General features: G+C 59.0%; 17 protein-coding genes. 7 read left to right on the forward strand and 10 right to left on the reverse strand.

Annotated features, from left to right (window positions below):
* The coding region (locus tag KGB03_RS27295; RefSeq protein WP_263293698.1) for an ATP-binding protein at positions 1-149 on the forward strand (149 nt) is incomplete at its 5' end.
* Between the two features lie 155 nt (positions 150-304).
* Here the strand turns inward: KGB03_RS27295 and rimK are convergent.
* On the reverse strand, positions 305-1,210 hold the full coding sequence (rimK, locus tag KGB03_RS27300; RefSeq protein WP_008149287.1) for a 30S ribosomal protein S6--L-glutamate ligase: 906 nt from the start codon (positions 1,208-1,210) through the stop codon (positions 305-307).
* Positions 1,207-1,668, reverse strand: coding sequence for an ATP-dependent zinc protease (locus KGB03_RS27305; protein WP_191623570.1), 462 nt, complete (start codon positions 1,666-1,668; stop codon positions 1,207-1,209). The genes rimK and KGB03_RS27305 overlap by 4 nt, the downstream gene beginning before the upstream one ends.
* Before the next feature lie 234 nt (positions 1,669-1,902).
* Here KGB03_RS27305 and KGB03_RS27310 point away from each other — a divergent pair, with 234 nt between their 5' ends.
* The 3 genes from KGB03_RS27310 to KGB03_RS27325 all read left to right on the forward strand — a co-directional run bounded on the left by KGB03_RS27310 (position 1,903) and on the right by KGB03_RS27325 (position 5,444).
* Complete coding sequence (locus tag KGB03_RS27310; RefSeq protein WP_008149291.1) at positions 1,903-2,310, forward strand: RNA-binding S4 domain-containing protein; 408 nt, start codon at positions 1,903-1,905, stop codon at positions 2,308-2,310.
* A gap of 507 nt (positions 2,311-2,817) precedes the next feature.
* Positions 2,818-3,720, forward strand: coding sequence for an Hsp33 family molecular chaperone HslO (gene hslO, locus KGB03_RS27320; RefSeq protein ID WP_008149293.1), 903 nt, complete (start codon positions 2,818-2,820; stop codon positions 3,718-3,720).
* A 182-nt stretch (positions 3,721-3,902) separates the two neighbouring features.
* The gene (locus KGB03_RS27325; RefSeq protein WP_111449477.1) at positions 3,903-5,444 is read left to right on the forward strand and encodes a phosphoenolpyruvate carboxykinase; all 1,542 of its coding nucleotides are present in this window, start codon (positions 3,903-3,905) and stop codon (positions 5,442-5,444) included.
* A 129-nt stretch (positions 5,445-5,573) separates the two neighbouring features.
* Here KGB03_RS27325 and KGB03_RS27330 read toward each other — a convergent pair whose 3' ends face one another.
* From KGB03_RS27330 to KGB03_RS27345, 4 genes are all read right to left on the reverse strand, one after another.
* On the reverse strand, positions 5,574-5,939 hold the full coding sequence (locus KGB03_RS27330; RefSeq protein ID WP_218536813.1) for a DUF1493 family protein: 366 nt from the start codon (positions 5,937-5,939) through the stop codon (positions 5,574-5,576).
* A 315-nt stretch (positions 5,940-6,254) separates the two neighbouring features.
* A complete protein-coding gene (locus KGB03_RS27335) occupies positions 6,255-6,551 on the reverse strand; it encodes a type I-C CRISPR-associated protein Cas8c/Csd1 (RefSeq protein WP_223530293.1) in 297 nt (98 codons plus the stop codon).
* Positions 6,552-6,936: 385 nt separating this feature from the next.
* Positions 6,937-8,064, reverse strand: a complete 1,128-nt coding sequence (locus KGB03_RS27340; RefSeq protein WP_223530295.1) for a hypothetical protein — start codon at positions 8,062-8,064, stop codon at positions 6,937-6,939.
* Positions 8,065-8,165: 101 nt separating this feature from the next.
* Positions 8,166-8,429: a hypothetical protein gene (locus KGB03_RS27345; RefSeq protein ID WP_074872576.1), complete on the reverse strand. Its 264-nt coding sequence runs from the start codon at positions 8,427-8,429 to the stop codon at positions 8,166-8,168.
* Between the two features lie 495 nt (positions 8,430-8,924).
* On the opposite strand from KGB03_RS27345, the gene KGB03_RS27350 reads away from it, so the two are divergent.
* The 3 genes from KGB03_RS27350 (at position 8,925) to KGB03_RS27360 (ending at position 12,874) form a co-directional block, all read left to right on the forward strand.
* Positions 8,925-10,859: an ATP-dependent DNA helicase RecQ gene (locus KGB03_RS27350; RefSeq protein WP_223530297.1), complete on the forward strand. Its 1,935-nt coding sequence runs from the start codon at positions 8,925-8,927 to the stop codon at positions 10,857-10,859.
* A gap of 225 nt (positions 10,860-11,084) precedes the next feature.
* Entirely contained in the window at positions 11,085-12,311 is a 1,227-nt protein-coding gene (locus KGB03_RS27355; RefSeq protein WP_223530300.1) for a 3-hydroxyacyl-CoA dehydrogenase, read from the forward strand.
* Positions 12,312-12,454: 143 nt separating this feature from the next.
* On the forward strand, positions 12,455-12,874 hold the full coding sequence (locus KGB03_RS27360) for an acyl-CoA thioesterase (protein WP_223530302.1): 420 nt from the start codon (positions 12,455-12,457) through the stop codon (positions 12,872-12,874).
* Between the two features lie 69 nt (positions 12,875-12,943).
* On the opposite strand, the gene KGB03_RS27365 is transcribed toward KGB03_RS27360, so the two are convergent.
* From KGB03_RS27365 to KGB03_RS27380, 4 genes are all read right to left on the reverse strand, one after another.
* Positions 12,944-13,432, reverse strand: coding sequence for a glycine zipper domain-containing protein (locus tag KGB03_RS27365; RefSeq protein ID WP_111449465.1), 489 nt, complete (start codon positions 13,430-13,432; stop codon positions 12,944-12,946).
* A gap of 336 nt (positions 13,433-13,768) precedes the next feature.
* A complete protein-coding gene (locus KGB03_RS27370) occupies positions 13,769-16,117 on the reverse strand; it encodes an FdhF/YdeP family oxidoreductase (protein ID WP_192409823.1) in 2,349 nt (782 codons plus the stop codon).
* Complete coding sequence (gene fdhD, locus KGB03_RS27375) at positions 16,114-16,953, reverse strand: formate dehydrogenase accessory sulfurtransferase FdhD (protein ID WP_192409824.1); 840 nt, start codon at positions 16,951-16,953, stop codon at positions 16,114-16,116. Before fdhD ends, KGB03_RS27370 begins: the two co-directional genes overlap by 4 nt.
* Before the next feature lie 94 nt (positions 16,954-17,047).
* On the reverse strand, positions 17,048-17,935 hold the full coding sequence (locus KGB03_RS27380; RefSeq protein WP_111449462.1) for a LysR family transcriptional regulator: 888 nt from the start codon (positions 17,933-17,935) through the stop codon (positions 17,048-17,050).
* Positions 17,936-18,003: the final 68 nt, after the last annotated feature.

The following is an 18,003-nucleotide window of genomic DNA, read 5'->3' on the forward strand; positions in this document are numbered from 1 at the left end:
GGAAGGGGACCGGGTTGGGCTTGGCGATCGTGAAGCGGATTGCTTCGATGCATGGCGGGAATGTTGAGCTGCGCAATCGGTCCGGTGGCGGGCTGGAAGCGCGGGTGCGGTTGCCGCTTGGGTTGATGTTGCCGCGGGATGCCGTCTAAACGCCGGTATCTTCGGTGTTGCTGATGGCCCCTTCGCGGGCAAGCCCGCTCCCACAGTGGTTATGTGTTGACCAGACTTTTGCGGCCAACCAATAACCCTGTGGGAGCGGGCTTGCTCGCGAAGGCGGCCTCCCGGCCGCCATAAATTTCAGGGTTTAACCCTTCCCTTTGGTGCGCGTCATATTCGGCCCACCATTCTTCTCAAGATGCTCAATGATGATCCCCGCCACGTTCTTACTGGTGGTGGTTTCAATCCCTTCAAGCCCAGGCGACGAGTTCACTTCCATCACCAACGGCCCGTGATTGGAGCGCAGGATATCCACACCCGCCACCGCCAGCCCCATGACCTTTGCCGCGCGCAACGCCGTCATTCGTTCTTCCGGTGTGATCTTGATCAGGCTGGCACTGCCGCCGCGATGCAGGTTGGAGCGAAACTCCCCAGGCTTGGCCTGGCGTTTCATTGCCGCGATCACCTTGTCGCCCACCACGAAGCAGCGAATGTCCGCCCCGCCGGCCTCCTTGATGTACTCCTGAACCATGATGTTCTGCTTCAGGCCCATGAACGCCTCGATCACCGACTCCGCCGCCGTCGCCGTTTCACACAGCACCACGCCGATGCCCTGGGTGCCTTCCAGCACCTTGATCACCAGTGGCGCACCGTTGACCATCTCGATCAAGTCGGGAATGTCATCCGGGGAGTGGGCAAACCCGGTGACCGGCAAACCGATCCCTCGGCGTGACAGCAATTGCAGGGACCGCAGTTTGTCCCGCGAACGGGCGATGGCCACCGATTCATTGAGTGGAAAAACGCCCATCATTTCGAACTGACGCAACACCGCGCAGCCATAAAACGTCACCGACGCGCCGATCCGCGGGATCACCGCATCGAAACCCTCCAGCGGCTTGCCGCGGTAGTGGATCTGCGGCTTGTGGCTGGCGATGTTCATGTAGGCGCGCAGGGTGTCGATCACCACCATTTCATGGCCACGCTCGGTACCGGCTTCGACCAGACGACGAGTGGAATACAGACGCGGGTTCCGCGACAGCACAGCGATCTTCATGCAACACCTGTGGAGGAGGTAGATACCGGGAACACCGGCTTGTCTTGTACGTACTTAATGCCCGGATTGACCACCAATTGGCCGTCGATCAAGGCTTTGGAACCGAGTAACAGGCGATAACGCATGGACTTGCGGCAGGCGAGGGTGAATTCGACCCGCCAGACCCGATCACCGAGGGCCAGGGTGGTGCTGACCACGTAACGCATCTGCGCGTGGCCGTTGGAGCTTTTGATGGTTTTCATCGTCACCAGGAGTGCTTCGCAGCGCCGGTGACGCAGTTGCACCACCGTGCCCAAGTGAGCAGTAAAGCGCACCCACTGTTCCCCGTCGCGCTCGAACGGTTCGATATCGGTGGCATGCAGGCTGGAGGTGCTGGCGCCGGTGTCGATTTTTGCGCGCAGGCCCGCGACTCCCAAATCCGGGAGCGCCACCCACTCGCGCAGACCGACAACGGTCAAATGGTCAAATGTCTTCAAAGGTGCTCAACCGGTAGAAACCGCTCAGGCCGCACGCGGCCGAATTCGCGGTATTCACGCAGAATAATGGGTAAAAGGCGACAGATATCTACGGCCCGGATTTCCAGCCCTCAAGGGAGGCGCTGGAACGTGTGCATTGTAATCCGAGCCGGCGTAATTCATGGCACGACAGAAACGGTAGTACAGTTCAGCAATATTTCAGAATGAGGAAATTCCATGGCACAAAAAAGCGAAGAGGACGACAAAGTCCGTCTCGATAAATGGTTGTGGGCCGCGCGTTTTTATAAAACACGTGCCTTGGCCAAGGCGGCGATTGAAAGCGGCAAGGTGCATTGCCGGGGCGAGCGCTGCAAACCGGGCAAGGAACCGAGGATCGGCGACGAGTTTCAGATTCGTACAGGGTTCGAGGAGCGCACGGTGGTGGTTCAGGCGCTGTCGATCGTACGCCGTGGCGCACCAGAGGCGCAGGCGCTCTACGCCGAAACCGACGCCAGCATCGCCAAGCGCGAGGCGGCTGCGGCCATGCGTAAGGCCGGTGCGCTGGGCGTGAGCACTGATGGCAAACCGAGCAAGAAACAGCGACGGGATTTGTTCAAGTTTCGTGGAAGCAGTAACGACGAGTAAATCAGTTAGCTTCTGTGTTGCCTGTGAAGCAGCCTTCGTCGGATCGCCGCCCGGAGCCAGCCCGCTCCCACAGGTACTGCGCAGTCCTTGTGGGAGCGGGCTTGCTCGCGAACGAGTGCGCAGCACTCGCCTGGCCAGCGAATTTGGCGAATAACATGCGGATAAAAAGCAGCCCCAACCACCACATCGAAAGGCCACAGACTTGCAATTGGCCAAACATGTAGCCATATCGGGTCATTCGCCAGCAGCGCGTTGGATGGGTGAAAGTGCCACTCGTCGAAAACCACCCACAGCTTCTGAGCCGTAGGCCATAACCAGAAAGCCAGCAGCACCAGAGGCAAGAAACTGCATAAGCGCCCGGCATGCGTTCCACCTTGCTTGGAACAAACCCGGATTGTTCATAAAATGCCCCTCACGGCTGAACATCGCGCACCCGAATGGTGCCGCAGAGGCGCAATTTCTCGCTGTTTGAAATCATTTTTGTCATTACTTCAGATACCCAGACCTATGACCGATTTACCGGATACCGACTACACCCAACGCTTCATCTTCGATGACAGCGACACCCGCGGCGAGCTGGTTGCGTTGGAGCGTAGCTACGCCGAAGTCCTCGCTAAACACCCGTACCCGGAGCCGGTTGCACAACTGCTTGGCGAGCTGATGGCGGCGGCGTCGTTGTTGGTCGGCACCTTGAAGTTCGATGGCTTGCTGATTCTCCAGGCCCGTTCCGAAGGCCCGATCCCGCTGCTGATGATCGAGTGCTCCAGCGAGCGCGAAATCCGTGGCCTGGCCCGATACGAAGCCGACCAGATCGCCCCCGACGCGACCCTCGCCGACCTGATGCCCAACGGCGTATTGGCGCTGACCGTCGACCCGACCCAGGGCCAGCGTTACCAGGGCATCGTCGACCTCGATGGCGAAACCCTGTCGGAGTGCTTCACTAATTACTTCGTGATGTCGCAACAAGTCGGTACGCGTTTCTGGTTGTACGCCGATGGTCGTCGCGCCCGTGGCCTGTTGCTGCAGCAACTGCCTGCTGATCGCTTGAAAGACGAAGAAGAACGCGCCGCCAGCTGGCAGCACATCACCGCGTTGGGCAGCACCCTGACCGCTGATGAATTGCTGAGCCTGGACAACGAAACCATCCTCCATCGTCTCTACCACGAAGAGCAGGTTCGTCTGTTCGATGTGCAGAAACTGCGCTTCCGTTGCAGCTGCTCGCGCGAACGTTCTGCCAATGCGCTTGTCAGTTTGGGTCTGGAAGATGCCCAGTCGCTCGTGATCGAACATGGCGGCAACATTGAGATTGATTGCCAGTTTTGCAACGAGCGCTACCTGTTCGACGCTGCCGATATCGCTCAATTATTCGCCGGGGCGGGTGTTGATACGCCGTCAGATACCCGTCACTAAAACGGTTCAGCGCAGGTAAATTCACTGGTTTGTGCCGGAATAACGCCGTTCTGACGGGAGGGCCCTACTATTTTTGGGCTTTTCTGGCATAATCCGGCCCACTTTTTGTCGCGGTAGTAGTGCACGACTTTCTACTACAAAACGTTTGGAGCACACTCGGCCACTGGCCGACGGGGAATCTCATGACGCAAGCCAATAACGCCGTGTACACCGATCTGAGTGTTGATGATCTGGTAAAAGAAGCTCTGAGTCGCGGTGAGGGCGAGCTTGCCGATACCGGCGCGCTGGTTGTTCGCACCGGTCACCGCACCGGCCGCTCGCCAGTCGATCGTTTCATCGTTGACGAGCCGTCCACTTCGGCTTCCATCGCCTGGGGCCCGATCAACCGCAAGTTCCCGGCCGACAAGTTCGATGCCCTGTGGGACCGTGTTGAAGCGTTCAACAATGCGCAAGAGCACTTCGTTTCCCACGTGCATGTAGGTGCGTCCGAAGACCACTACCTGGCCGTGAAGATGACCACCCAGACTGCCTGGCAGAACCTGTTTGGCCGTTGCCTGTTCATCAACCCGCAAAAGTACAACCCGGCTGGCCGTGATGAGTGGCAAGTGCTCAACGTTGCCAACTTCGAGTGCGTGCCAGAGCGTGACGGCACCAACTCCGACGGTTGCGTGATCCTCAACTTCGCTCAGAAGAAAGTGCTGATCGCCGGCATGCGTTACGCCGGTGAAATGAAGAAAGCCATGTTCTCGGTGCAGAACTACCTGCTGCCGGCTGCCGACGTACTGCCAATGCACTGCGCCGCCAACATCGGCGAAGCGGGCGACGTGACCCTGTTCTTCGGTCTGTCCGGCACCGGCAAGACCACCCTGTCGGCCGATGAAAGCCGTTACCTGATCGGTGACGACGAGCACGGCTGGGGTGAAGGCGTTGTCTTCAACATCGAAGGCGGCTGCTACGCCAAGTGCATCGACCTGTCCGAGAAGAACGAGCCGGTCATCTGGAAAGCCATCAAGCACGGCGCAGTCCTGGAAAACGTCGTTATCGACGACGCCAAGCATGCCGACTACGCTGATGTCAGCCTGACCCAGAACAGCCGCGCCGCCTACCCGCTGGAGCACGTTGCCAAGCGCTCCGAGAAAAACCTCGGTGGCGAGCCAAACGCTGTGATCTTCCTGACCTGCGACCTGACCGGCGTACTGCCGCCAGTGTCGATCCTCAGCGAAGAACAAGCGGCCTACCACTTCCTGTCCGGCTACACCGCACTGGTGGGCTCGACCGAAATGGGTTCCGGCAGCGGTATCAAATCGACCTTCTCCACCTGCTTCGGCGCACCGTTCTTCCCGCGTCCGGCTGGCGAATACGCAGAACTGCTGATCAAACGCATCCGCGGCTTCGGCTCCAAGGTCTACCTGGTCAACACCGGCTGGACCGGCGGCGGCTACGGCGTCGGCAAACGCTTCAACATCCCGACCACTCGCGGCGTGATCGCAGCGATCCAGAGCGGCGCGTTGATCGGTGTTGAAACCGAACACCTCGACACCATCAACCTCGACGTGCCGTTGGCCGTACCGGGCGTTGAGACTGGCCTGTTGAACCCACGTAACACCTGGGCTGACAAGGCTGCTTACGATGAAGCGGCTAAAGCACTGGCTGGGTTGTTTGTTGAGAACTTCAAGAAGTTTGAAGTGAGCGACGCGATCAAGGCTGCTGGGCCTAAGCTGTAAGGCTTGGATTTAGCGAATGAAAAAGCCGCCCTTCGGGGCGGCTTTTTTGTGGGTGCTCGGTTTAACCGTCAAACGCACAACTACCAATATTCCATCTGAATTGTCGTTAAACGACCAGAATAATGGCACTTATGCGTTAGGCTCGATGCCTTCCAATTTCTGCGTATCCCACCGTTGTAACTTGATCGCTTGGTAAATCATTCCAATGGTCAGCGGGGCCTTATCGCCGCGCCCCTTGGCCCGGCGCTTGAGGAATACGTCAAAGCCTTCGGGCTGGAAATACCGATAAGCGTCGTAGTCGATGAAGTCGATGGCGAATTGTTCTTCCAATGCTTCCATCAGATGCCGAGCGTCCGCGCCATCGCAGCCCAGATCAAAGTTGATCGAGGTGTCGAGGCTGATGGTTTTGCGTTCGGGCAGACCGAGTTCTTCGTGCAGCAACTGCATGAGCAGGTGCATGGCGTGGTCGTCGGGGAAGTTGGGGGCGAGGTTCATGGGGCGTCTTCTGTTCAGGGCCATTTCGTGAGACGGATTAAGCCTGATTTTGCGATGCGTTGGATGTCGATCAGAGCTGCGAACATGGAATTCGCGGGAAGGCTGGCGCTCACCTCGTACGATCTCGTTCATTTGTTGCACGCTTTCCATCAGCTCATCAAAAAACTTGCTCAAGGTTATCCCCGGGTTTTGATCGTTCCCACGCTCGGCGTGGGAATGTAGCCCGGGACGCTCCGCGTCCCTTTCGAGAGCTGGAACGCGGAGCGTCCCTTGAGGCATTCCCACGCCGAGCGTGGGAACGATCCTGGCTCTGCGTCAGGTGGGTGCTTTCCAGCCCATCATGCGTTGTTGCGCGACTTTCAGCAGGTCGCAGCCGTCCTGGGTCAACAGGTAGACGGCGTGGGTGATGTGCGGGATGTCTTCCACGTCACCGTTTTTGAAGCATTGGCAATGTAGGGTTTTAAGAAGGTCGCTTGAAGCGCGGATTCGCTGGAGGGCGGCTTCGAGGATGTCTTGCGGGTTGGCTTCTGTGTCGATGATCAGGGGTGGGGAATCGGTGAGGTTGGTTTGGAGGGGGCGGTAGCGATCGGGGAATGGGTTCAATTTATTCATAGTGAGAATTCTCAAGTGCATCAGGAGAAACCACCACCATCGTGACCAAGCGATGGGAGGCGGACTGTGTTCGGGTTGGTCAAACCGGTGAGAACTCACTTTGCCGGTACGCCCGAAGGCGTCCCGAACACAGCCACCATATAGCGTGCAGGCACTTGAGGTGCCGCAGCATACAACGGAAGCGGAATGAGATCTCTATTCAGGTGACCAAGCCCGAGTCGCTGATTTGGCAGCGACAGCCCGACTATAGGTGTCAGCAGCCGGGCAGCGATAGACGATAAAGAGTCCCCGCTTGTAGGATCGGGCCGAACCTCGGCTAGGCCCTTTCTATAGGAATTTTCGCGACGAATGTTCTCGCACTTTCCACCCTCCCGCGCCCATCACCTCAACGAATATGCTGATACGAAGCCACATCCAGAAGGTCAGTGCTCAGCCCGGTCGCCGGCGCATAGATCGTGCCTTTCACTGCCGAGAACCTGACCCCATTACTGCCCAGCGAAACGTAGCGCTCGCCCTGGTCCAGCTCGGTGAAGTAGGTGTACGAGCACTTTTCCATCGCTTTGTATTTCGCGGCGGCGCTGGCCATGGTGTTGTGGTGGTTCTGCAGGTCGGCCGCGCTCAGGTTGAGGGTTTTGTTCAGCGGCACGCCCCAGCGCTTCAGGCACACTTCGGCAAAGTGGCGGACGATCAGGCCGGGTTCGGCCAGCACTTTAGGGCCGCTGACACCGTCTGCTGCGGCGTTGCCAACCAGCGTGCCATGGCGGCCGGGCATCGGGTAAATGTGGGTTCGGGTGCCGGTGGCCGTTTGCGGGATGACGCAGCTGAAGCCTTTGGAGCGCTCGTCTCGGGCGTAGAAGCCGACGTATTCTTTTACGTTGGCATTCAGTTTTACTTTGTCTTCCTGAAAGTTACCGATGCCCGGTACCGGATCAATCGCAAAGATATTGACCGGGATGTTCTTCAGTTCGCTGTCCTTGAACATGGCATTGGCCAGCATATGGCAACTAATACCGCCGCGGCTCCAGCCAACCAAGTTGACCTTGGTTGGAATAACGCCGTCCTTGCGAAACGTTTTAATGATTTGTTCTTGCAACTTCTGCTGGGTCACGCTGCGGTCGCCGTAGTTGTATTTACGCCACAGCCAGGAACCTTCGACGATCACGTCTTCGATTGGAATGCCCGCAGCCTTCAGGCGGTTGTATTCGGTCTCGGTCAGTTTTTCACGTTGCCAGTCACACTGGCCTTTGATGATGTTGATGGCGTGCTTGACGTTCTCCTCCCAGCCGCTGCCGAACAGCGTGCCGCTCAGGCCATAGTCCTTGGATTGAGTGAACAGTTCATCAGCTTGCAGGTTGCTGGTGCCGGGACCGTCGACCACGATCCATTCGGCAAACTCTCGGCCAGCATGATGGGAGGCGAGTGCCGAAACCAGTTCGCCATTCCAGTAAGTCGGGTTTTGGTTGTCGAATTTGGTCGAGCCGGTACCGCAAAAGAAAATAGTTAATGTAGTCATTGTTGTGCTCTTGCTTGGTTTAAGAGCCTGCAGACTAGTTTTAGTGAGTTGGATAATGAAGTGGTTAGTTGTTACCGGGGTTGTAGTATATGTTTGGGGTTTTAATGTCCTATCCTTTGTTTGGCAACTTCCAGTAGTTCGCAGCCATCCTGCGTTAATAGATAAAGCGCATTCACGATATGAGGAATGTCTTTAACATCGGCCTGTTTGAAGCACAGACAATAAAGCGTTTCGAGCAAATCGCTGGCTGCGCGCAGACGTTGGTGTGCGGCGTCGAGGACGGCGCCAGTGCTGGCCGTGGTGTCGATGACGAGGACGGGCGTTTCGCTGTAGCTGGTTTTGAGGGGACGATAGCGGTCTTGCATTGAGGTCAGTCCTATAGGAATTCGGGCAATCTCGCCGGCAGGCCGACACCCTGATTTCAGCCGCGCCGCAAACTATGAAGGTGGCGACGCAGCGCGGCAATACGGCTTCGATGGACAGGTTTTGTAGGGGTTTTTCCTGCCTTTTCGGACCGAACCTACGTGTTTCCCAAGGTTTTTTACGCCCAAACCCTTACACGGCAGATTTCCTACGGGGTTGTCAGGCCCAACCCATCAAACCTCTGTATGGTGCGCGCCAGAATCAGTAGGACGTTTCCAAATGTCCGCCCAACGCTTAACAGGAATTAGGTATGCAATGGCTACGTGTGGCCTCGGCGAGCCCTTCTGCCCTCGCGTGCCAAGCCGTAGCCTCATCGTCTGCTGACGATCGTTCGAAGCTGTATCATCCCGTATCGTTTTGGTCCCCGACCTTTTCTCGACTCGCTGCGTTTGCCGGCTAGGCTTTGGGCTTCGCAGCGGTCAACGGAGTGACAGCTTATGCACAACACCCTGGAACAGGTTTTCGGTTATCCACAGTTTCGACCCGGCCAGGAAGCGGCGGTCAGCGCGGTGTTGGCCGGGCGTTCGGCGGCGGCGATTTTCCCCACCGGCTCGGGCAAGTCCCTGTGTTATCAATTATCCGCCTTGCTGCTGCCGCACCTGACGCTGGTGGTCTCGCCGCTGCTGGCGTTGATGCAGGATCAACTGGCGTTCCTGCAGCGCCACGGCATTGCGGCGGGCAGTATCGATTCGGCCCAGAGCCGCGATGACGCCAGCGATGTGATGGCTCGGGCCAAGTCCGGCGAATTGAAGATTTTGATGATCTCCGTGGAGCGCCTGAAGAACGAGCGTTTCCGCAATTTCTTGCAGCAAGTGCCCATCTCGTTGCTGGTGGTGGATGAGGCGCACTGCATCTCGGAATGGGGCCACAACTTCCGCCCCGATTACCTCAAGCTTCCCGACTATCAGCGCCAGTTCAACATCCCTCAAGCGCTGCTGCTGACCGCCACCGCGACACCCAAAGTGATCGCCGACATGGAGGCCAAGTTCACCATTGCCCCCGAAGACGTAGTAACCACCGGTTTCTATCGGCCGAACCTCAATCTGTTAGTGGAACCGGTGCGCGGTCAGGACAAACGCCGACGCCTGGTCGAATGGATGAGCGAACGTCCCGACCAGCCGAGCATCGTTTACGTCACCTTGCAGAAAACCGCCGAGCACATTGCTGAACATTTGACACGCAACGGCATTCAGGCCGAGGCGTATCACGCCGGTTTGCCCCACGAACAGCGCGAAGCAATCCAGCGCCGTTTCATGGGCGGGCAGTCCAATTGCATCGTCGCGACCATCGCGTTCGGCATGGGCATCGACAAGAGCGATATCCGCAACGTGGTGCATTTCGACCTGCCCAAATCCATCGAAAACTACAGCCAGGAAATCGGCCGCGCCGGGCGTGACGGGCAGCCGTCCGATTGCCTGGTATTGGCCAACCGCGACAGCCTCAACGTGCTGGAAAACTTCGTCTACGGCGACACGCCTGAGCTGGATGGCATCCGCCATGTGCTCGACGAGTTGCAGGCCGCCGCGCCCGAGGGGCAGTGGGAGTTTCTGTTGGGGCCGTTGGCGGACCACAGCAACATCCGCCAATTGCCGCTCAAGACCTTGCTGGTGCAGTTGGAACTGCGTGCAATCATTGCGCCGCGTTACGCCTATTACGCTGAATACCGCTTCAAATACTTGCAGGAACCCGAGGCGTTGCTGGCCCGCTTCGAGGGTGAGCGCAAGGACTTCGTCGCGGCGATCATCCAGACCTCAAACCGCGCACGGACCTGGGCCACGGTGAATTTCGATGCGCTGTATGAGCAGCATCAGGCCGAGCGTAATCGTGTGGTCAAGGCGCTGGATTATTTCCAGGAAAAGGGCTGGGTCGAGCTCGAAAGCAAGCAGATGACCGAGGTCTACAGCCTGCTGCAAACCGACTTTGATGCCCAAGCCTTGAGCGAAGAGTTGCACGCCTACTTCACCCGCCATGAACAAACCGAGATCGCGCGGATTCACGCCATGCTGGATCTGTTCGCCACGGACCATTGCCTGGGTTATCGCCTGGCCGAGTACTTCGGCGATGAAAATGCGCCGCAGCAGTGCGGGCATTGTTCGGTGTGCCACGGGGATGTGGCGCGGTTGCCGACGCCACCGGAATTACCGGCGCTTGTGGATAAAAATTTCGAGGCGTTGTGCGGGGACTTTATCCACAGGCACGCGCAGTACACCGGCAACACTCCATCGGCGGAACGCGTGACACGGTTTTTATGCGGCATCGGTGTGCCGCTGTTCACCAAGCTCAAGGCACGGTCGATTCCCGGGTTTGCGGCGCTGGAGGACTATCCGTATGCCGAAGTCCGGACGTGGGCCGAGGCGCATTTGCCACGCTAGATCATTCCCACGCTCTGCGCGGGAATGCCTCAACGGACGCTCTGCGTTCGGCTTTAGAAGGGGACGCGGAGCGTCCCGGGCTGCATTCCCATGCGGAGCGTGGGAACGATCAAGTGGGCGGTCATCCATCCCCTGAATGTCGCTCATCACAGGAATAAATTTCAAAAACCCGCGGTGGCTGACTATGGTGAAGGCTGTCTTTGGATCGCCAACAAGAGAATAACCATGAGCCAGACACCGTTCACTATTCAGCGCGCCGCCGTCATTGGCGCCGGCACCATGGGCCGTGGCATTGTCATGTGCCTGGCCAACGCCGGCGTCCCGGTGCAGTGGGTCGATAACAATCCACAGATGCTTGAACAGGCGCTGGCTAGCGTGGCGGACACCTACGCCCACAGTGTGCGTCAGGGGCGGATCGATCAGGCCGAGGCGGACGCTCGCCTGGCACGGGTAACGGCGGCTGCTGACTACGCGGCGGTCCGCGAGGTCGATCTGGTGATCGAAGCGGTGTACGAAAACCTCGAACTCAAGCAGAAAATCTTCCGTGAACTGGACGGTCTGCTCAAACCTGAAGCCATTCTGGCCAGCAATACCTCGGCGCTGGATATCGATGCCATCGCTGCGGCTACTCGCCGTCCGCAACAGGTCCTGGGCCTGCACTTCTTCAGCCCGGCGCACATCATGAAACTGCTGGAAATCGTTCGCGGTGCCCAGACTTTTCCGGTGGTGCTTGAGGCGGCTCTGGCACTGGGCAAGCGCATGGGCAAGGTCAGCGTGGTGTCGGGCAACTGCCATGGTTTCATCGGCAACCGCATGCTGCATCCGTATGTGCTCGAAGCGCGCAAGATGTTGCTCGAAGGCGCTTATCCCTATCAAGTCGATGCGGTGCTGCAAGGTTTTGGCTTTGCCATGGGGCCGTTCCGCATGTACGACGTGGTCGGCATCGATCTGGAGTGGCGCGCTCGGCAGTTGGCCGGCATTGGGCAAGATGCGCCCGAAGTTCAGGTGGACAATCGTCTGTGCGAATTGGGTCGTTTCGGTCAAAAGAGTGGCAATGGCTATTACCACTATGAGCCGGGCAGTCGCCAGGCTGAGCACGACGTTGAAGTCGATGCGCTGGTGCTGAAGGTCAGCGAAGAACTAGGGTTCCAGCGACGCGAGATAAGCCCCGAGGAGATTCTGGAGCGCTGCTTGCTGGCACTGGTCAATGAAGGGGCGAAGATCCTTCAGGAAGGGATTGCCGAATCGGCGCACGACATCGATCTGGTGTACCTCAATGGTTACGGCTTCCCGGCGGACAAGGGCGGGCCGATGGCCTGGGCGGATCAACAAGGGCTGGCGGATATTCACCAGCGGTTGCTGGCGCTTGAGACGAAGCAGGGTGATCAGTGGAACCCGGCGCGGTTGATCGGGGAGTTGGCGGCGGTGGGTAAAGGGTTTGCGGATCGGTAGACTTCACTTCTGCTGATCGTTCCCAACGCTCTGCGTGGGAACGCCTCCATGGACGCTCTGCGTCCGCTCCTGAGTGTGACGCAGAGCGTCACGGGCTGCATTCCCACGCAGAGCGTGGGAACGATCATGAAAGGACCGCATTGATGACTCAACGCACCGACTATCCCCACTTCCAGCCCATCACCACTCGCTGGCACGATAACGACGCCTATGGTCACGTCAACAACGTCACCTACTACAGCTTCTTCGACACGGCAGTGAACACCTACCTGATCGAAGTCGGCGGTCTGGATATCCATGACGGCGAAGTAGTGGGCTTTGTGGTGAGTTCGGCCTGCGATTACTTCGCTTCCATTGCCTTCCCTGACCGGATAGAAATCGGTTTGCGGGTGGGCAAATTGGGCAACAGTTCGGTGCAGTACGAGCTGGCGGTGTTCAAGGCCGGGGAGGACGAAGCCTGCGCGGCAGGGCGCTTTGTGCATGTGTTTGTGGATCGGACATCGAATCAGCCAGTGGCGATTCCTGCCGGGTTGCGCGGGGCGCTTCAGCGGTTGGTGGTTTGACGGGCGAAAAAAATCGCAGCCCTTGGGCTGCGATTTTTTGATGCATCGGCAAACGAGGCGATTCAAGCCTCAGTCGCGATAGCGATGGTGATGCTTGCGGTGGCCATAGGCATGACCGCGCCCCGGATGGTCGTCACGGTAGTAGCCACGATCACCACGGTCGCCACGATAAGAACGACGATCATCATCATCGTCATTGCTACTGTTGCCCATGTGATTACCCAGCGCGCCACCGACGCCGCCGCCTGCTGCGGAGCCGATCAGGCTGCCGGTGGTGCCGCCCATGCTGCGGCCGACCACGTTACCGCCTGCTGCGCCCAACGCACCACCAATGGCGGCTTCGCCACGACTGTGTTTGTCTGCGCCAACTGCGCTACCACCCGCGCCGCCCAGGGCCGCGCCAATGGTGGAACCTGTACTGCCGCCCAATGACTGACCGACGACCGAGCCCAGAACCCCGCCCAATGCGCCGCCCACACCTGCTTCGGTGGTGCCGCCAGCAGAAGCGAAGCCACTGACCAGGCCAAGGGACAACAAGAGAATCGAGGAGAACTTCATAGAGGAACCTCAAGGGGATGACGGCGCGATCCTGAGGCCGTGTCATGGTCCTGACAATCGAAATCCGACGAGTAACACGACTTGAGCACATTTCTATAAGTTACTGTTTTTTAGCTGGAACTTAAGTGTTTTTCGCCGGTCTTTAGCTACTTCGGATAGGCCGTTTTCATGCAGAACGGCCTTTTTTGTGGGCGTTTGGAAAGTGACTGATCCGCAAGATTCGTTGAATGTTCCACCGCAATCGCGAGCAGGCTCGCTCCCACAGTGGATTTGTGTACGACACAGATCAAATGTGGGAGCGAGCCTGCTCGCGATTGCGGTAGATCAGACGCTGCGTCAGGCCGACTTGGCCATGATGAGTCCGGTTTCACTCGCCGCTTCCAACCGGATCGCCACAAACTTCGATGTCGGCGTATGGCTGCCATCCCCGATGCTCTCCAGCGGTACCAGCGGATTCACTTCCGGGTAATAAGCCGCCGCTTGCCCGGCAGGGATATCAAACGCCAGCAGCGTAAAGCCCTTCACCCGACGCTCACGGCCGTCATCCCAGATCGAAACGATGTCAGCCTTCTGCCCCGGCTTGAACCCCAGGCGAATGATGTCGGCTTCGTTGACGAACAACACATCACGCTGACCTTTCACGCCGCGATAGCGGTCATCAAGCCCATAAATCGTGGTGTTGTACTGATCGTGAGAGCGCATCGACTGCATAATCAGGTCCGGCAATACGCCGGTGGCGCGCGTGCGTTCGTGCACCAGATCTTTGGGCAGGACGTTCGGACGGAAATTGGCGCGCCCCGACGCGGTATTCCAGCGGCGAGCACCGGCGCTGCTGCCGAGGTAGAACCCGCCCGGGTTCTGGATCTTCTCGTTGAAGTCCTTGAAACCCACAATGGTGTCGGCGATCAGGTCGCGGATGCGCCGGTAATCGGCTACCAGCCAGTTCCAGTCCACCGGTTCGCTGCCCAAGGTCGCGGCGGCGATGCCGGCGATGATCGCGGGCTCCGAGCGCATCTGCTTCGACAGCGGCTGCAACTGGCCGTTGGAGGCGTGAACCATGCTGAACGAGTCTTCGACGGTCACCGCTTGCGGGCCTTCGGTCTGGATATCGATGTCGGTGCGGCCCAGGCACGGCAGGATCAGCGCCTCTTTACCGTGGGCCAGATGGCTGCGGTTGAGCTTGGTACTGATTTGCACGGTCAGGTCGCAGTTGCTCAGGGCCTGGAACGTCCGTGAGCTGTCTGGGGTGGCTTGGGCGAAGTTGCCGCCCAGACCGATAAAGACTTTCGCGCGGCCATCGGCCATGGCATGGATCGCCTCGACCACGTTGTGACCGTTTTCACGCGGCACCTTGAACTTGAAGCGACGCTCCAGGGAATCGAGGAACGCCACCGGCGGACGCTCGTTGATGCCCATGGTCCGGTCGCCCTGCACGTTACTGTGGCCGCGCACCGGGCACAGACCGGCGCCGGGCCGGCCGATGTTGCCGCGCAGCAACATCAGGTTGGCGATTTCCTGGATGGTCGCCACCGAATGGCGATGCTGGGTGATGCCCATCGCCCAGCACATGATCACGTTCTTGCCATTGGCGTACATCCGCGCCGCTTGCTCGATTTCAACCAGCGTCAGTCCGGATTGTTCGACGATCTGCTCCCACGAGGTGTCGTCGACGATGCCCAGGTATTCCAGCACGTTGACACTGTGTTCATTGAGGAAGTCGTGGTCGAATACGGCAAGCTCACCCTCCTTCTGTGCGTCACGCTCCCACTGCAGCAGGAACTTGGCCATGCCGCGCATGATCGCCATGTCGCCGCCCAATGCCGGACGGAAGTACGCGGTGTTGGTCGGTTTGTCGCTGTTGGTGAGCATTTCGATCGCGTGTTGCGGGTGCTGGAAGCGTTCCAGGCCACGCTCCTTCAAAGGGTTGATGCACACCACCTGAGCGCCGCGTTTCACCGCTTCGCGCAACGGTTCGAGCATCCGCGGATGGTTGGTGCCAGGGTTCTGACCCCAGACAAAAATCGCGTCGGCGTGTTCGAAGTCGTCGAAGGTGACGGTGCCTTTGCCGACGCCGACACTTTGCGCCATGGCCACACCGCTGGCCTCGTGGCACATGTTCGAGCAATCGGGGAAGTTATTGGTGCCGTAGGCACGCACGAACAATTGATACAGGTACGCCGCTTCGTTGCTGGCGCGGCCCGAGGTGTAGAACTCAGCCTGATCCGGGCTCGACAGGCCCTGCAAATGTTTGGCGATCAGGGAGAACGCAGCGTCCCAGCTGATCGGCTTGTAGCGATCGGTTTCGGCGTCATAGCTCAATGGCTCGGTCAGGCGACCCTGATATTCCAGCCAGTAGTCACTTTGTTCCAGCAATGAACTGACGCTGTGTTTGGCAAAGAACGCACCGTCGACACGGCGTTTGGTCGCTTCCCAGTTCACTGCTTTGGCGCCGTTCTCGCAGAACGCCACCATGCCGGCTTCATTGGAATCGCCCCAGGCACAACCGGGGCAGTCGAACCCGCCGTTTTTGTTGGTTTTGAGCATCATGCGCAGGTTTTTCAGCGCGTTGTCGCTGGTCAACCAGGCCCGGGCAACGCTGGCCAACGCGCCCCAGCCACCGGCTGGACCTTTGTAGGGCTTATAACGCGGAACGGGTTTCTGGTCGGCTTGTTGATGTTGACTCACGCTGGGTTCTCCGTCGCGGGGCTGTAGACCCGCGGCGCACTTTTCTGCGGCAGGTGGATGAGATTGAGGTTGTGGCGACGGGCCCATTGCACGGCAAGACCCGTGGGCGACGACAGGCTGACCAGGGTCTGGATACCTGCGCGCAACACTTTCTGGATCAGTTCGAGACTGCAACGGCTGGTGACAATCACCAGCCCGCCGGTGGTCGGGATCTTCTGACGGATCAGTCCGCCAATCAGTTTATCGAGGGCATTGTGTCGGCCGATGTCTTCGCGACCCAGCAGCAATTGGCCCTGACTGTTCATGAACACGGCGGCGTGCACCGCGCCGGAGTACTGGCCAAGAGGCTGGAACGCGCCGATGCGCTGACGCAAGCCATCCAGCCATTCGGCGGGCGGCAAGGGTGCGCCGGGCAACACCTTGAGGTCTGGCAATGCCTGCTCCACCGCTTCCACGCCGCAGAGCCCGCAACCGCTGGTGCCAGCCATTTGCCGACGCTGTTGCTTGAGGTTCCAGAAAGCGCGGTTGGCGATGGTCACTTGCGCGTATTGCGCTGAACCCGAGCCGCTGAGTTGCAGGTCATAAATGTCGCAAGCGTCTTCGATGATGCCGCTGCCGAGGCTGAAGCCGACGATGAAGTCTTCAAGGTCCGTCGGCGTCACCAACATGACCGCCTGACTGATGCCGTTATAAGCGATCGCCAGCGCGACTTCTTCGGCCAGCGCGGTGCTGGCCGATTCGGTGTCTTGAAGGTCGCAGTAACTGTATGTCTGGCTTGCGGCGGGCGCTGGCGTTTCGAGGGCTGGCGCCGCGCAGGCAGGGCGCTTGGCGTTCATGAGGTATCACCGAAGGGTTAGGCTGCTTTAAGCCTAGGCGTGTCAACTTGTCGCGTCTAATCGCAAATACTGATCTGCCGATAGATGGCGTCGATCAAGAGCTCGGCAGCGATTGCTGAAATATCGCGAAACAGGCTTCCGCGAGCGCCGAACGCGGGGCGCTGCGACGCATGATCAGCCCCAGCCGGGCGAGGGTTTGAGCATTTTCGATGGGGTGCAGGCGCAAATGATCGGTGAGTTTTTCCAGGCCACCGTCCAGCGGCATCACGGCGCAGCAGAATCCACCGTGCACCGCTTGTAACAATTGGTGGACGGCATCGGTTTGCAGCAACGGCTGCGGGGTGAGGCCGCGACTGTGGAAGTTGTGGTCGATGGACTGCCGAAAATGCATGCCGCTGCTGAGCATGCCCAGCGGCAGTTCGATCAGCGATTCCCAACTCAGCGGCGCCTCGCCGAAACTGAAGAAGCGCTGATCATAGAGCAGGCCCATGCGGGTTTCGCTGAATGCCAGGGAATCGAAGCGTTCGCCGTCCAGCCGCTCCAGGTACGACACGCCCAGATCCAGGCGATTGTTTGCCAGTTGTTCGAGGATTTGTTCAGAACTCAGGGCCGAGAGTTCGAAGCGCAGGTTCGGGTGTTCGGCGTGCAGGCGTTGCATCAGCGGCAACGGATCGAAGCTCGACAGCGGCACCACGCCCAGACGCAACGTACCGACCAGATTGCCGCGACAGGCCGCCGCCTCTGCCTGCAAGCCGTCGTAGGCCGCCAACACGGTGCGCGCCCATGCCAGCACCCGTTCACCCGGTGCGGTGAAACCCTCGAAGCGCTGACCGCGATTGACCAGCGGCAACTCGAGTTCTTCTTCGAGGCTGCGCAGGCGCATGGACAGAGTCGGCTGGGTGATGTGACAACGCGCAGCGGCCTGGCCGAAATGCCGGGTTTCATCGAGGGCGATGAGGAATTTAAGTTGCTTGATGTCCATCTTCGCTCCAGGGCGCGGGAAGGCTCGGATTCTAGCGCTTGGGGGGAAGCGGCGTCATTGGTCGGGTT

The organism is Pseudomonas sp. BF-B-26 (assembly GCF_019956495.1).
Lineage (GTDB): Bacteria > Pseudomonadota > Gammaproteobacteria > Pseudomonadales > Pseudomonadaceae > Aquipseudomonas.